This is a genomic window from Stenotrophomonas sp. GQ19, from assembly GCF_059758695.1.
Genome location: NZ_JCAXES010000001.1, coordinates 956,614 through 972,227, shown reverse-complemented (window position 1 = coordinate 972,227; position 15,614 = coordinate 956,614). Strand labels below are relative to the sequence as shown.

General features: G+C 68.1%; 9 protein-coding genes. 8 read left to right on the top strand and 1 reads right to left on the bottom strand.

Going from position 1 to position 15,614, the window contains the following annotated elements; genetic code table 11:
* Nucleotides 1-505 precede the first annotated feature (505 nt).
* Nucleotides 506-4,009, top strand: coding sequence for a chromosome segregation protein SMC (gene smc, locus AC6CHL_RS04160; protein WP_498293476.1), 3,504 nt, complete (start codon nucleotides 506-508; stop codon nucleotides 4,007-4,009).
* A 48-nt stretch (nucleotides 4,010-4,057) separates the two neighbouring features.
* Complete coding sequence (gene zipA, locus AC6CHL_RS04155; RefSeq protein WP_038687661.1) at nucleotides 4,058-4,789, top strand: cell division protein ZipA; 732 nt, start codon at nucleotides 4,058-4,060, stop codon at nucleotides 4,787-4,789.
* A gap of 299 nt (nucleotides 4,790-5,088) precedes the next feature.
* Here zipA and AC6CHL_RS04150 read toward each other — a convergent pair whose 3' ends face one another.
* Nucleotides 5,089-6,195, bottom strand: coding sequence for a pyridoxal phosphate-dependent aminotransferase (locus AC6CHL_RS04150; RefSeq protein WP_498293475.1), 1,107 nt, complete (start codon nucleotides 6,193-6,195; stop codon nucleotides 5,089-5,091).
* 137 nt (nucleotides 6,196-6,332) lie between these two features.
* Between AC6CHL_RS04150 and ligA the strand changes: the two genes are divergently transcribed.
* The 6 genes from ligA (at nucleotide 6,333) to gyrA (ending at nucleotide 15,403) form a co-directional block, all read left to right on the top strand.
* Nucleotides 6,333-8,795 (top strand): NAD-dependent DNA ligase LigA, encoded by a 2,463-nt coding sequence (ligA, locus tag AC6CHL_RS04145; RefSeq protein WP_498293473.1) that lies wholly within the window; start codon nucleotides 6,333-6,335, stop codon nucleotides 8,793-8,795.
* Nucleotides 8,796-8,846: 51 nt separating this feature from the next.
* The gene (locus AC6CHL_RS04140; protein ID WP_498293472.1) at nucleotides 8,847-9,332 is read left to right on the top strand and encodes a GNAT family N-acetyltransferase; all 486 of its coding nucleotides are present in this window, start codon (nucleotides 8,847-8,849) and stop codon (nucleotides 9,330-9,332) included.
* Complete coding sequence (epmA, locus tag AC6CHL_RS04135) at nucleotides 9,329-10,273, top strand: EF-P lysine aminoacylase EpmA (RefSeq protein ID WP_498293471.1); 945 nt, start codon at nucleotides 9,329-9,331, stop codon at nucleotides 10,271-10,273. Before AC6CHL_RS04140 ends, epmA begins: the two co-directional genes overlap by 4 nt.
* Before the next feature lie 225 nt (nucleotides 10,274-10,498).
* On the top strand, nucleotides 10,499-11,143 hold the full coding sequence (locus tag AC6CHL_RS04130) for a DUF3011 domain-containing protein (RefSeq protein WP_448134852.1): 645 nt from the start codon (nucleotides 10,499-10,501) through the stop codon (nucleotides 11,141-11,143).
* Between the two features lie 43 nt (nucleotides 11,144-11,186).
* Nucleotides 11,187-12,248, top strand: coding sequence for an S-methyl-5-thioribose-1-phosphate isomerase (mtnA, locus tag AC6CHL_RS04125; protein ID WP_038687670.1), 1,062 nt, complete (start codon nucleotides 11,187-11,189; stop codon nucleotides 12,246-12,248).
* Between the two features lie 440 nt (nucleotides 12,249-12,688).
* On the top strand, nucleotides 12,689-15,403 hold the full coding sequence (gene gyrA / locus AC6CHL_RS04120; RefSeq protein ID WP_463601268.1) for a DNA gyrase subunit A: 2,715 nt from the start codon (nucleotides 12,689-12,691) through the stop codon (nucleotides 15,401-15,403).
* Nucleotides 15,404-15,614: the final 211 nt, after the last annotated feature.

Here is a 15,614-nt window from a genome sequence, read left to right as displayed (position 1 = left end):
ATGGCGTGGCTCTACCCCTCAACTCTCCCTTAACCCTGACGCTCCTCACCTGGACGCTCCGGAACAAATCGCAGCGCACCGCAACGCCACAAAGCCGGCTTCGGCACTTCCCCTGCGCACCGACCAACTGTCGACGGTCGGGGTGGGTGGGGTCGCGGGACCGTTGGGCGCCATGGATGGCGCCCACGAGCCTCCAGGGATGGATTCACGGCGTGTCCCGCGACCCCACCCACCCCGACCGCTCGCCCGAGGCCGACGCACCGAGCCTTTGCTCCAGCTCTAGCGCTGGCTCCGGCTCCTGCTCCGGACCTTAGCTCTACGCTTCTAACCAAAACCAACCAACCCCCACCGCCCGTGGAACACCCGCCCCGTTATACTCAGGCTATCGCGTCGCCCTTGGGGCCATTGAAACCCAGCAACATCAATGGCTTGAGGGTGGGAATCGCTCCGACATCCACCCTGGCGGGGGTCGCTTCAGGCCCTTGCCCCGGAAACCAATCCCGCCATGCGTCTGTCCACGATCAAGCTGTCCGGTTTCAAATCCTTCGTCGACCCGACCACCCTGCACCTGCCGACCAACATGACCGGCGTGGTGGGGCCCAATGGCTGTGGCAAGTCCAACATCATCGACGCCGTCCGCTGGGTCATGGGCGAAAGCTCGGCCAGCCGCCTGCGCGGTGACTCCCTCACCGACGTCATCTTCTCCGGCTCCTCGGCACGCAAGCCCGTCTCCCAGGCCACCGTCGAACTGATCTTCGACAACACCGACCACACCATCACCGGCGAGTACGCCTCGTTCAACGAAATCTCGGTCAAGCGCCAGGTCAGCCGCGACGGCAGCAGCAACTACTACCTCAACGGTACCAAGTGCCGCCGCCGCGACATCACCGACCTGTTCCTCGGCACCGGCCTCGGCCCGCGCAGCTACTCCATCATCGAACAGGGCATGATCAGCCAGATCATCGAAGCCCGTCCCGAAGACCTGCGCGTGTACCTCGAAGAAGCCGCCGGCATCTCCAAGTACAAGGAACGCCGCAAGGAAACCGAAACCCGCATCCGCCACACCCGCGAAAACCTCGACCGCCTCGGCGACCTGCGCGAGGAAATCGGCAAGCAGCTTGAACACCTCAAGCGCCAGGCGCGCCAGGCCGAGCAGTACCAGGCCCTGCAGGAAGAACGTCGGGTCAAGGATGCCGAGTGGAAGGCGCTGGAATACCGTGGCCTCGACGGTCGCCTCGGCGGCCTGCGCGAAGCACTCTCGCAGGAAGAAACCCGCCTGCAGCAGTTCATCGCCGAACAGCGCGACGCCGAAGCCCGCATCGAAACCAGCCGCGTCCGCCGCGAAGAGGCCGCCGATGCGCTCAGCACCGCCCAGGCCGAGGTGTACCAGGTGGGCAGCACGTTGGCCCGCCTCGAACAGCAGATCCAGCACCAGCGCGAAATGTCGCAGCGCCTCAACAAGGCGCGCGATGAAGCCCAGCAGGCCCTGGCCGAACTGGGCCAGCACATCAGCGGCGACGAAGCCAAACTGATGGTCCTGCGCGAGGCCGTGGACGACGCCGAGCCGCGTCTGGAACAGCTGCAGGAAGAAAACGAAATCAAGCAGGAGGCCCTGCGTGACGCCGAGGCCCGCCTGGCCGACTGGCAGCAGCGCTGGGAAGCCCACACCCGCAGCACCTCCGAAGCCTCGCGCGCCGGTGAAGTCGAACGCACCCGCGTCGACTACCTTGACCGCCAGGTACTGGAAGCCGACCGCCGCCGCGAAGCGCTGAGCGCCGAACGCGCCAGCCTGGATCTGGACGCGCTGGCCGAGGTGTTCGAAGAACTGCACCTGCAGCACCAGACCCAGAAAGAGGCGCTGGACGGCCTCAATGAGCAGGTTGAAGAACGCAAGCAGGCCGTGGCCGGCCTGCAGGATCGCCAGCGCACCGGGCAGACCGAACTGGCCGAAATCCGCAAGCAGGCCCAGGCCGCGCGCGGCCGTCTGTCGTCGCTGGAAACCCTGCAGCAGGCCGCGTTGGGCCAGGAGCAGGGCGCGGCGGTGGCGTGGCTGAAGGCGCGCGGGCTGGATTCGGGTGCGCGCGTCGGCGAGCGCCTGACCGTGGAAAGCGGCTGGGAAAACGCCGTGGAAAGCGCACTGGGCCAGTTGATCGAAGGCGTGCTGGTGGACGCCCCCGAACAGCTGGTGGCCGAACTGGCCGAACTCGGCGAGGGTCGCATTGCGCTGGTGTCCGACAGCCAGGCGCCGCTCAGCGTGGCGCCGACCTCGCTGGCCGCCAAAGTGCAGGGCCCCACCGCGATCCGCCGGCTGCTGGCCCGGCTGCATGCCGCCGAAGACCTGGACGCGGCACGCACGCTGCAGCACACGCTGGCCGAAGGCGATTCGGTCATCACCCGTGGCGGCGAGCGCCTGGGCGACGGCTGGGTGCGCGTCTCGCGCTCCGGTGCAGCCAAGCAGGGCGCGCTGCTGCGCGAGCGCGAGATCGTCACCCTGCGCGGTCAGATCGACACGCTGCAGGAGCGCGAAGCCGAACTGGAACAGCAGCTGTCGGCGTTCCGCGAGCAGCTGCTGGCCGGCGAACAACACCGCGAAGACGCGCAGCGGCAGCTGTACCAGGCCCATCGCAGCGTCTCCGAACTGGGTGGCCAGCTGCAGAGCCAACAGGGCAAGGTAGAAGCGGCGCGCACCCGCATCGACCGTATCGAAGGCGAACTGCTGCAGCTGCAGGAAACGCTGGATACCGGCCGCGAGCAGGTGCGCGAGGCGCGCGCGCGGCTCGACGATGCGGTCACCAGCATGGGCGACCTGGAATCGGTGCGGGCGTCGCTGGAAGGCGAACGCCGCCAGCTTACCGATGCCCGCGACCAGGCCCGCGACCACGCCCGCAACGTGCGCGAAAGCGCGCATTCGCTGGCGCTGACGCTGGAATCGCAGCGCACCCAGATTGCCTCGCTGAGCCAGGCGCTGGAGCGCATGAGTACCCAGCGTGGCCAGCTCGATACCCGCTTGGGCGAACTGCACTCCCAGCTGGACCAGGGCGATACGCCCGTGCAGACCTTGCAGGCCGAACACCAGAATGCCCTCAGCGAACGCGTGCGCGCTGACCGCGTGCTGGGCGAAGCGCGCACCCTGCTCGATGGCATCGACGCCGAACTGCGCAACTTCGAACAGACCCGCCACAAGCGCGACGAGCAGGCGCTGGCCCAGCGCGAGCGCATCTCCCAGCGCAAGCTGGACCAGCAGGCGCTGGTGCTGAGTGCCGACCAGCTGTCGGCCTCGGTGGAGAAGGCCGGCTTCGTCCTGCAGGACGTGATCAACAGCCTGCCTGAAGATGCGCGCGTGACCGACTGGGAACAGTCGGTGCACCAGATCGACGGGCGCATGCGCCGCCTCGAGCCGGTCAATCTGGCCGCCATCCAGGAGTACGGCGAAGCGTCACAGCGTTCGGAGTACCTGGACGCGCAGAACACCGACCTGACCACTGCGCTGGAAACCCTGGAAGACGCCATCCGCAAGATCGACCGCGAAACCCGTGGCCGCTTCAAGGACACCTTCGACCGCGTCAACGCCGGCGTGCAGCAGCTGTACCCGCGTCTGTTCGGCGGTGGCCATGCCTACCTGGAACTGACCGGTGAAGACCTTCTCGACACCGGTGTGGCCATCATGGCGCGGCCGCCGGGCAAGCGCGTGTCGAGCATCTCGCTGCTGTCCGGTGGCGAGAAGGCGATGACCGCGGTGGCGCTGGTGTTTGCGATCTTCCAGCTCAACCCGGCGCCGTTCTGCCTGCTGGACGAGGTGGACGCGCCGCTGGACGAAGCCAACGTCGGCCGCCTGGCCAACATGGTCAAGGAAATGAGTGAAAAGGTGCAGTTCCTGTTCGTCAGCCACAACAAGGCCACCATGGAAGCGGCGCACCAGTTGTCGGGCGTGACCATGCGCGAACCGGGCGTCAGCCGCCTGGTCAGCGTGGACCTGGAAGAGGCGGCACGATTGGCGGGCGCCGCCTGACGTGCCATCCTTAGTACCTGAACGTATTTAGCCGGAGACCCCCACCGAATGTCCGACATGGCACTGCTCCGCATCGGCATCCTGGCCGCCGGCCTGCTGTTGATCGCCGCGATCTTCCTGTTTGGCCGTCCGAAGAAAAAATCGCAGGGTCGCCGCGTCGACACCGCCGAGAGCGGCACGGGCGCGCGCCGTGAGCCCAGCCTGGGCGAAGGCGAGGGCAGCGATGCCGTGGCCGGCGGTACCGGCGACGACGGCGTGACCCAACCCGAACTGGGCCTGCCCGACGTCGACGCTGCCGCCAGCGACCTGGGCAAGCGCGCCAGCCAGGATTTCGACAAGATCGTGTCGTTGTTTGTGGCGGCCCGCGCCGGTGAACAGCTGCGGGGCGAAGACATCGTGGTGGCCGCTGAAAAGACCGGCCTGGTGTTTGGCCACATGAACGTGTTCCACCGCCTGGTCGAAGGCCACCCCGAGCGCGGTCCGATCTTTTCGATGGCCAGCATCATGAAGCCGGGCAGCTTCGACATGGCCAACATCCGCGAGATGGAAACTCCGGCGATCGCCTTCTTCCTCACCCTGCCGGCACCGCTGACCGCGCTGGACGCGTGGGAAAAGATGCTGCCGACCGTGCAGCGCATGGGCGAACTGCTCGACGGCGTGGTGCTGGACGACAGCCGCAACGCCCTGGGCCGCCAGCGCATCGCGCACATCCGCGACGAACTGCGCGCCTACGACCGCCAGCACCAGGCCCCCCCGCTCACGAAAGCCCCGCGCTGGTAACGCCCACCCGGTACGCATCGACCGTCGGTCGATGCAGATTGCGGCGCGACGCGCGATGGGGCGGTAGGTATCGACCGTTGGTCGATGCCCTTTGCGGCGCGACGCGCGATGGGGTGGTAGGTATCGACCGTTGGTCGATGCCCTTTGCGGCGCGACGCACGATGGGGCGGTGGGTATCGACCGTTGGTCGATGCCCTTTGCGGTAGTGCCGGCCGCTGGCCGGCAACCACGCATACCCGGAACGAAGAGCAGCCGACCCACGGTCGGCCGAAACAAGAGCAGCCGACCCACGGTCGGCTCTACCCGGTTATCGCCGCGAACGCGTCGCGGAACCGCGCCATCTCTGCCGCCGTGCCCACCGTTACCCGCACCCGCTGCGGCCAGATCGGCCAGCTGCGGCCGATCACCACGCCGTGCTCGGCCATGGCCGCAGTGAAGGCGTTGCCATCGCGCTTGACGTCCACCACGAAGCAGTTCGCTTCGGTCGGCACACAGGAAAATCCGCGCGCGGCCAGCCAGGCCACGGTGGCCTGCCGCACCTGCGTGTTCTCCGCTTTGCGCTGCGCCACCAGGCCCGGCGCCCGCAGGCTGGCCAGGCCGGCCGCAAGCGCGGTGACCGGCAGCGGGTTGTCGCCCAGGCTGGCCAGCTCGCGCAGCCGGTCCGGGTGCGCGGCGGCCACGCCCAGGCGCAACCCGGCCATGCCGTACAGCTTGGAAAACGTGCGCAGCACGATCACATCGTCGCGCTGCATCACCTGGCCGATCACCGAGCGCTGCTCGCTGTACTGCAGGTAGGCCTCGTCAACCAACACCCGCGTCTGCCGGGGCTTGTTGGCCAGCAGCCAGGCGATGTCGGCGGCCGGGGTGATCGACCCGGTGGGATTGTTCGGATTGCACAGGTACAGCAGGCCGGCGTTGATCCGCGCAGCCGCGGCAGCCATCGCGCGCACGTCATGCGCGCCGTCCTCGCGCAGCGGAACCTTGGCCACGGTGGCGCCGCGCGCGGCGGCCAGGTCGCCCAGCGCTTCGAAGGTGGGGTCGGCCACCACCAGCCCGGCGCTTGCCGAGGTCCACAGGATCGCAGCGCGGTTGAGCGGCTCGCTGGAGCCCGGGTACAGCCGCACGTGGTCCTTGCCGATGCCTTCCTGGCTGGCGAACAGGTCGCGCAGCTCACCGGCCAGCGCGAACAGATAGCGCCCGCTGCCGGCCACGATCTCGCGCGCGGCCGCCTGCGCCACCGGCGCCGGGCCATACGGGCATTCGTTGAAGTTCAGCAGCACCGGGCCGCCGACAGCGCTGGCACGCGGCGAGGCGGCCGACACGGTCGACACGCCCAGCCCGGACAAGGCCAGGCCGGTGCCGACCAACTGCAGGAACGAACGGCGGGAAGGGGCGGCAACGGTCACGGAACACCTGCATAGAGGGACTTGGCGCACGCTAACCCTGTGCCGGGTTGCCGGCAATAGCCACGCGGCACCGCTGCGGGGTGGCTGCCGGGCACGGCAGGCCATAAAATCAACAGCCCTTTCAGGATCCCTCCCGGATGAGCCCCAGCCCCGCTGAACGTGCCGAGGCACTGCGCCGCCAGATCGACGATGCCGGCACGGCCTACCACGAGCGCGACGAGCAGCTGATTCCGGATGCGGAGTACGACCGCCTGGTGCGCGAGCTGGAAGCACTGGAGCTGGCTCACCCGGAACTGGCCGTTGCCGATTCCCCCACCCAGCGCGTGGGCGGCAAGGCCTCGTCGCGGTTTGCCGAAGTGCGCCATGCCGTGCCGATGCTGTCGCTGGGCAATGCCTTCAGCGACGAGGAAGTGCAGGATTTCGTGCGCCGCATCAGCGAGCGCCTGCGCCGCGATGCGCTGTACTTCTCCGCCGAACCCAAGCTCGATGGCCTGGCCATCAGCCTGCGCTACGAAGACGGGCGCTTCGTGCAGGGCGCCACCCGTGGCGATGGCAGCACCGGTGAGGACGTCAGCGCCAACCTGCGTCAGATCGCGGTGATTCCGCAGGTGCTGCAGGGCGCCGGCTGGCCGGACGTGCTGGAAGTGCGCGGCGAGGTGTACATGGCACGCGCCGATTTCGAGGCCTACAACGCGCAGGCGCGCCTGCACGACGGCAAGGTGCTGGCCAACCCGCGCAACGCCGCGGCCGGTTCGCTGCGCCAGCTGGACCCGAAGATGAGCGCCCGGCGCAAGCTCAGCTTCTACGCCTACGGCACCGGGCAGGTAGAGGGCGGTGAACTGCCCTCCACCCATTCGGCCACGCTGGCGCAACTGCGCGCGTGGGGCTTCCCGGTCAGCGACCTGTGCCAGGTGGTGGAAGGCAGCGCAGGCCTGTTGGCCTATTACCGTGACATCGGCGAGCGCCGCGACGGGCTGGCCTTCGACATCGACGGCGTGGTCTACAAGCTGGACGACCGCGCCGGGCAGGAAACCATGGGGTTCGTGTCGCGCGCGCCACGCTGGGCGATCGCGCACAAATTCCCCGCGCAGGAACAGACCACCACGGTGGAGGCGATCGAGATCCAGATCGGCCGCACCGGCGCCGCCACCCCGGTGGCGCGCCTGAATCCGGTGGCCGTGGCGGGGGTGATCGTCTCCAATGCCACCCTGCACAACGCCGACCAGATCCAGCGCCTTGACGTGCGCGTGGGCGACACGGTGATCGTGCGCCGCGCCGGCGATGTGATTCCCGAAGTGGTCAGCGTCATCGCCGAACGCCGTCCGGCCGGCACCACGCCCTGGCAGATGCCGGCGCAGTGCCCGGTGTGCGGGTCGGAGATCGTGCGCGAAGAGGGCGAAGCCGTGTGGCGTTGCTCGGGCGAACTGAGCTGCCCGGCGCAGCGCAAGGAAGCCATCGCGCACTTCGCCTCGCGCCGCGCCATGGACATCGACGGCCTGGGCGGCAAGTACATCGAAACCCTGGTCGACGCCGGCATCGTGCGCGGCGTGGCCGACCTGTACCGGCTCACCCGCGACCAGCTGCTGCACCTGAAGCTGGTGCTGGACGCCGAAACGCCCGAGGCCCTTGCGGCGCAGATCGGCCTGCACCTGCCGCCGGAGGGCAGCGGCGACTACCTGCGCGCCATCCTGCAGCTCGATGGCAACGACGCCGGCTGGCGTGCCAAGGCGCTGGCGATGCCGGCCGCCTTTGCCTGGAACACCAAGAAGATCGCCACCCGCTGGGCCGACAACCTGATCGCGGCGATCGACGCCAGCCGCGACACCACGCTGGAACGCCTGCTGTTCGCGCTGGGGATCGAAAACGTCGGGGAGAACACCTCCAAGGGGCTGTCCACCTGGTTTGGCGACCTGGAACTGATCCGCCACCTGCCGTGGCCGTTGTTCAAGCGCGTGCCGGATATCGGCGGGGAAGTGGCGCGCTCGCTCGGCCACTTCTTCGAGCAGTCCGGCAACCAGGACGCCATCGACGCGCTGCTGCAGGTGGGCCAGGTGCGGATCGGCGATACCCACGCGCCGTCGGCGAAGCTGCGCGACGGCCTGGATTTCGCCCAGGTGCTGGTGGAGGCGGAAATTCCCGGCATCACCCGCCTGCGCGCCGAGAAGCTCACCGCCGCGCTGCCCGATGCGGCCGCGCTGGTGGACGCCGAGCCGGTGCGTTTCGTGGCGGCCGGCCTGCCCAACGAAGTGGCGCTTGGCCTGGCCGACTGGCTCGACCGCGACGGCCATGCGCAGATGCTGCTCAAGGCCGATGCGTATCGCCACACGCTGCTGACCCGCGCGCCGGAACAGACCGAGCAGGTGGCCGGCCCGCTGGACGGTCAGACCGTGGTGCTGACCGGCACGCTGGCGCAGATGACCCGTGACGAGGCCAAGGCGCGGCTGGAAGCGCTGGGCGCCAAGGTGTCGGGCAGCGTGTCCAAGAAAACCGCCTTCGTGGTGGCCGGCACCGAGGCCGGGTCCAAACTGACCAAGGCCGGGGAACTGGGCATCGAGGTGTGGGACGAAGACCGCCTGGTTGCGTTCCTGGCGCAGCACTGAACCCACGGCGGGGCCGCTGCGCCCCGCCGTCCCGCATTACCGGAGAGCCCCATGCACACTGCCGTCCTCGACTTCCGCCTGGCCACCGTGGCCGACACCGATCTGCTGATCGGGCTGATGCGCGAGTTCTACGCCGAAGACCACCTCGACTTCGACGATGCACGGGTCCGCATCGCGCTGGCCGCGCTGCTGGAAGACCCCCGCAACGGCGAAGTGCTGCTGTGGCTGGACGACGCGGGCAGCGTGGTTGGCTATGCGGCGCTGGCGATGGGCTTCAGCCTGGAGCAGGGCGGTCATTTCGCGCTGCTCGACGAGCTGTACCTGCAGCATGCCGCGCGCGGGCGTGGGCGCGGCAAGCAGGCGCTGGCCATCCTGGAACAGCGCGCCAATGCGCGTGGGGTGGCGCGCATGCGGCTGGAAGTGAACCACCACAACGAACTGGCGCGGCGGCTGTACCTGGCCACCGGCTACGTCGACGACACCCGCGACCTGCTCACCCTGCCACTCGCGCAGCGGCTGAAGGACGCGCGCGCATGATCGCCGCGCTGCGCCAGCGTGCCGCGCTGAACGCGTTGATCCGTGCGTTCTTCGCCGCCCGCGATGTGCTGGAAGTGGAAACGCCGATCCTGTCGGCGGCCGGCAACACCGAGCCGAACATCGACAGCTTCCACACCCGTTTCAGTGGCCACGTTGATGCCGGCAGCCCGCAGCGCTGGTTGCGGACCTCGCCGGAGTACCCGCTCAAGCGCCTGCTCGCCGCCGGCGTGGGCGACTGCTACGAACTCGGGCGGGTGTTCCGCAATGGCGAGGCCGGTGGCCGCCACAACCCCGAGTTCACCATGCTGGAGTGGTACCGGGTGGGCTGGGACCACCACCGGCTGATCGAGGAAACCGTTGCGCTGGTCCGCGCCGCACTCGGCCTGGTGCAGCGCACCGCCGATCTGCGCGTGGTCGACTACCGCAGCCTGTACCAGCAGCACCTCGGCGTTGACCCGTTCGACGCGCCGCTGGAGCAGTTGCAGGCGCCGCTCGCGTCGGTCCGCATCGATGCCGAGGGCCTCACCCGCGACGACTGGCTGGACCTGCTGATGACCCATTGCATCCAGCCCACGTTCGATGACGACAGCATGACCGTCGTACACGACTGGCCGGCCAGCCAGGCCGCGCTGGCGCGTATCCGCCCGGGCACGCCGCCGCTGGCCGAGCGCTTCGAGCTGTACCTGGGCGCGGTGGAACTGGCCAACGGCTATCACGAGCTGAACGACGCCGCTGAACAACGCGCGCGCTTCACCCGCGACCACGCCGTGCGTGCGGCGCGTGGGGCTGTGCTGCCGCCGCTGGACGAGCCGCTGCTGCAGGCACTGCCGGGCCTGCCCGATTGCGCCGGCGTTGCGGTCGGGGTGGATCGCCTGTTGATGGCGATGAACCGCACCACGCGGATTGCCGATGTACTGGCGATCGATTTTGCCCACGCCTGAACGCACAACGTGCGTGATTGTCGCGTGTACGTCTTGCGCGACCTGCACGATGATGCTCTGATCACAGCGCATGCCCGAAGGTAGGCGCGTGATCGTTCAGTTGCGGCGGGGAAAGGGTTGATGAAGCTGTGGGAAGTTGCCGAACTGCCATCATGGAGCGCGCCGCGCTGGACGTGGACGTGGTGGACGCTGGTGTTGTGCAGCAGCGTGCTGCCGGCCACGGCAATGGCCGACCAGACCGGGTACGAAGCGCAGGTGGTGCGCTGCCAATCGCGTGACATGGAATGGGTGCACTGCGACATGCCCGTTGCCAACGGCGTGGACCTGATACGCCAGTTGTCCGACAGCAGCTGCATCCGCGGCACCGAATGGGGCACCGATCGTTCCGGCGTGTGGGTCACGCTGGGCTGCCGTGCCGAATTCCGTAGCCGACCGGCAGGCGGCGCATCCACCGGCCCCGCGCGCCAGGTGCGCCGGGTGCTGCGCTGCGAATCCAATGGCCGTCCGCAGAGTTGTCCGGTGGCACTGCAGGGCGCACCGGTCCGCCTGCTGCGCCAGCTGTCGGCGATGCCGTGCCGCGAGAACCACAGTTGGGGCGTGCGGCGCAACGAAGTGTGGGTGACGCGCGGCTGCCAGGGCGACTTCGAAGTAGGGGCCGCCGACGGCTCCGGTTTCCTGGATGCGCCGCGCACGCTGGTGTGCGAATCCAAGTCGCGCCAGCGTCGTTTCTGCGGGGCCACCATCGGCAAGGGCGCGCGCCTGTCCAAGCAGTTGTCCGGCAGCCCCTGCGAGGAAGGCCGCGGGTGGGGCTGGGATGCGCGCGGGGTGTGGGTGGACAACGGCTGCCGGGCCGAATTCCAGGTCAACTGAGCCGCGCTTTGGCGGCTTCGCCCTGCGCCGCTACAATGATGCGATGAACGCATCCACCGACATCGACTACGCCCGTTACGACCATATCCGCCCGATCCTGTGGACCGGCGATACCCTGCAACTGCTCGACCAGCGCAAGCTGCCGTTCGTGGTGGAGCACGTGGAATGCCGCGACAGTGACGCCGTGGCCGAGGCCATCCATGCGCTCACCGTGCGTGGCGCGCCGGCGATCGGCATTGCCGCCGCCTGGGGCGTGGTGCTGGCCGCCGCCGGGGTGCAGGCCGACGATGGCGCGCAGGCGCTGGCCAAGCTGGAACCGGCCCTGCAGCGGCTCAACGCGTCCCGCCCGACTGCAGTGAACCTGGCCTGGGCGCTGGCCCGCATGCGCCGCGCGCTGGCCCCGGCCGGTGCCGACTGGCAGCAGGTACTGGCCACCGAGGCCCAGGCCATCGCCGATGAAGACCTGGCGGCCAACCGCCACATGGGCGCGCTCGGCGCGGGCCTGATCGAGGCCGGCAGTGGCGTGCTCACCCACTGCAATACCGGTTCGCTGGCCACCGCCGGGTTCGGTACCGCGCTGGGCGTGATCCGCGCCGGCATGGCCCAGCACCGCATCGCCAAGGTCTTCGCCGGCGAAACCCGGCCGTGGCTGCAGGGCGCGCGCCTGACTGTGTGGGAGCTGCAGCAGGACGGCATCGACGCCACCCTGATCGCCGATTCGGCCGCCTCGCACCTGATGAAGACCGGTGCGGTGCAGTGGGTGATCGTCGGTGCCGACCGCATCTGCGCCAACGGTGACACCGCCAACAAGATCGGCACCTACCAGCTGGCCATCGCCGCCCGCCACCACGGGGTCAAGTTCATGGTGGTGGCCCCGTCCTCCACGGTGGACATGGACACCGCCGACGGCGAGCAGATCGAGATCGAGCAGCGCGATCCGGGCGAACTGTACGGGGTAGGAGGCACGCGCACCGTGGCCGAAGGCATCGCCGCCTGGAACCCGGTGTTCGATGTCACCCCGGGCAGCCTGATCGATGCCATCGTGACCGAGCGCGGGGTGATCCTGAATCCGACCGTGACCAACATGCAGGCCGCGTTCGGCTGATTACCGGCGCGGCGTGCTGCCGCCGCGCGCCACGAACGGTGGCCCCATGCCACGACCAACGGTCGCCGCATGCCACGACCAACGGTCGTGGCCTACCCGGATCGGGGCGGGTCGTTTGATGCCACGACCAACGGTCGTGGCCTACCGGATCGGGGAGGGGGCATGCCGGATCGGGGGTGGGTGGCGTACCGGGCTTGGGGTGGTGGCCTGGCCCCTCCCGGGTAGGTACCGACCGTTGGTCGGTACGGCTTTCCCGGTCGAACCCCGGCTGCACCCGCAACGCCCCCGTAAGTTCCTGATTCTTGCCGGTAAAACGCCCGTAAAAGCAGGCGGAAAACGGCCCGTTGTGCTAGACTTCAACGGTTAATCGAGATTCCGACGCGACCGCCCCGAAAGGGCGGGCGCGACGGACTGGACCGCTCCCAGACAACGGAACCCGAATGGCAGAAACCGCCAAGGAAATCATCCAGGTCAACCTGGAAGACGAGATGCGCAAGAGTTACCTCGATTACGCGATGAGCGTGATCGTGGGCCGCGCCCTCCCGGATGCGCGCGATGGCCTCAAGCCGGTGCATCGCCGCGTGCTGTTCGCGATGAGCGAGTTGAACGCGCACAGCAACAAGCCTTACTTCAAGTCGGCCCGTATCGTCGGTGACGTCATCGGTAAGTACCACCCGCATGGCGATCAGTCGGTGTACGACACGCTGGTGCGTCTGGCACAGCCGTTCTCGCTGCGCTACATGCTGGTCGATGGCCAGGGTAACTTCGGTTCGGTCGACGGCGACTCCGCCGCCGCCATGCGTTACACCGAAGCCCGCATGTCCAAGCTCACCCATGAGCTGATGGCCGACCTGGACAAGGAAACCGTCGATTTCCAGCCCAACTACGACGAAAAGGAACTGGAGCCGACGGTCATGCCGACCCGGTTCCCGAACCTGCTGGTCAACGGTTCGGCCGGTATCGCGGTGGGCATGGCGACCAACATTCCGCCGCACAACCTCACCGAGTCCATCAACGCCTGCATCGCGCTGATCGACAACCCCGAGATCGACGTCGACGGCCTGATGGAGTACATCCCGGGCCCGGACTTCCCGACTGCGGGCATCATCAACGGTACCGCCGGCATCGTCGCCGGTTACCGGACCGGGCGTGGCCGGGTGCGCATCCGCGCCAAGGCGGACATCGAAGTGGCCGACAACGGCCGCGAATCGATCATCGTCACCGAGATCCCGTACCAGGTGAACAAGGCCCGGTTGATCGAAAAGATCGCCGAGCTGGTCAAGGAAAAGAAGCTCGAAGGCATCAGCGAACTGCGCGATGAGTCCGACAAGGACGGCATGCGCATCTTCATCGAGATCAAGCGTGGCGAGTCGGCGGAAGTTGTCTTGAACAACCTCTACCAGCAGACCCAGATGGAGTCGGTGTTCGGCATCAACATGGTGGCGCTGGTCGATGGCCGCCCGCAGTTGATGAACCTCAAGCAGATGCTCGAGGCGTTCGTGCGCCATCGCCGCGAAGTGGTCACCCGCCGCACCGTGTACGAGCTGCGCAAGGCGCGCGCCCGTGCCCACGTGCTGGAAGGCCTGACCGTTGCGCTGGCCAACATCGACGAGATGATCGAACTGATCAAGACCTCGCCCAATCCCGGTGAAGCACGCGAGCGCATGCTGGCGCGCTTGTGGGAGCCGGGCCTGGTCGGGTCGATGCTGGGCGCTGCCGGCGCGGAAACCTCGCGTCCGGAAGACCTGCCCAAGGGCGTGGGCCTGATCACCGGCGGCTACCAGCTGACCGAGATCCAGGCCACCCAGATCCTGGAAATGCGCCTGCACCGCCTGACCGGGCTGGAGCAGGACCGCCTGACCGAAGAGTACAAGCTGCTGCTGGAAACCATCGCCGGGCTGATCCACATCCTGGAAGATCCGGACCGCCTGCTGCAGGTCATCCGCGAAGAGCTGATCAACGTGCGGACCGAGTTCGGCGACGAACGCCGCACCGAGATCCGCCACAGCGAAGAAGACCTGGACATCCTCGACCTGATCGCCCCGGAAGACGTGGTGGTCACCCTGTCGCATGCCGGTTACGTCAAGCGCCAGCCGGTCAGCGCCTACCGCGCCCAGCGTCGTGGCGGCCGTGGCCGCAGCGCGGCGTCGACCAAGGAAGAGGATTTCATCGAGCAGCTGTGGCTGGTCAACACGCATGACACGCTGTTGACCTTCACCAGCGCGGGCAAGGTGTTCTGGCTGCCGGTGCACCAGTTGCCCGAAGCCGGTTCCAACGCGCGTGGCCGCCCGATCATCAACTGGATTCCGCTGGAACCCGGTGAGCGGGTGCAGGCCGTGCTGCCGGTGCGCGAGTACGCCGAACGCCAGTTCGTGTTCTTCGCCACCCGCAACGGTACGGTCAAGAAGACCCCGCTCAGCGAGTTCGCCTTCCGTCTGGCGCGCGGCAAGATCGCGATCAACCTCGACGAAGGCGATGCGCTGGTGGGTGTTGGCCTGACCGACGGTGAGCGCGACATCCTGCTGTTCGCGTCCAACGGCAAGACCGTGCGCTTCGGTGAAGACAAGGTCCGCTCGATGGGCCGTACCGCCACCGGCGTGCGCGGCATCAAGATGCCCAAGGGCGAAGAGGTCGTGAGCCTGATCGTGGCCGAGAGTGCCGGCGGCAACGAGGACGAGAACGAGGACGACGCCACCGTCGAAGAAACCGTGATCGAGAACGGCGATGCCGTGATCGAGGTCGGCGACGACGACGGCATGTACATCCTGACCGCCACCGAGAACGGCTACGGCAAGCGCACCCCGCTGCCGGATTACCCGCGCAAGGGCCGCGGCACCCAGGGTGTCATCGGCATCCAGACCACCGAGCGCAACGGCAAGCTGGTCAGCGCGGTGCTGATGGGCGCAGCCGATGAAGTGCTGCTGATCTCCGATGGCGGCACCCTGGTGCGTACCCGTGGTTCGGAAATCAGCCGCGTCGGCCGCAACACCCAGGGCGTCACGCTGATCCGTCTGTCCAAGGACGAGAAGCTGCAGGCGGTTGAACGCATGGATGCGTCGATCGGTGACGACGAACTGGTGGACGTGGTGCCGGTTGCCGGGGAGGCTGCTGCGGCAGCGCCTGCCGCCACCGACGAGCAGACCCCGCAGGGCTGATCGCGCTGACAGGCAGTACCACGACGACGCCGGCCTTGTGCCGGCGTCGTCGTTTCTGCACCTGTCCGGGGCGGCACCTTGCCTATCGTGGCGGCCCGCTGAAAGAACGCATGTACTTCACGGCGACGGTGGGATAACGGCTCCCGAACCAGCGGACATTCGCGTCCGCGATGGCAGTCCACCAGTGGCCGGACCCCGTTCGCGCCACGCC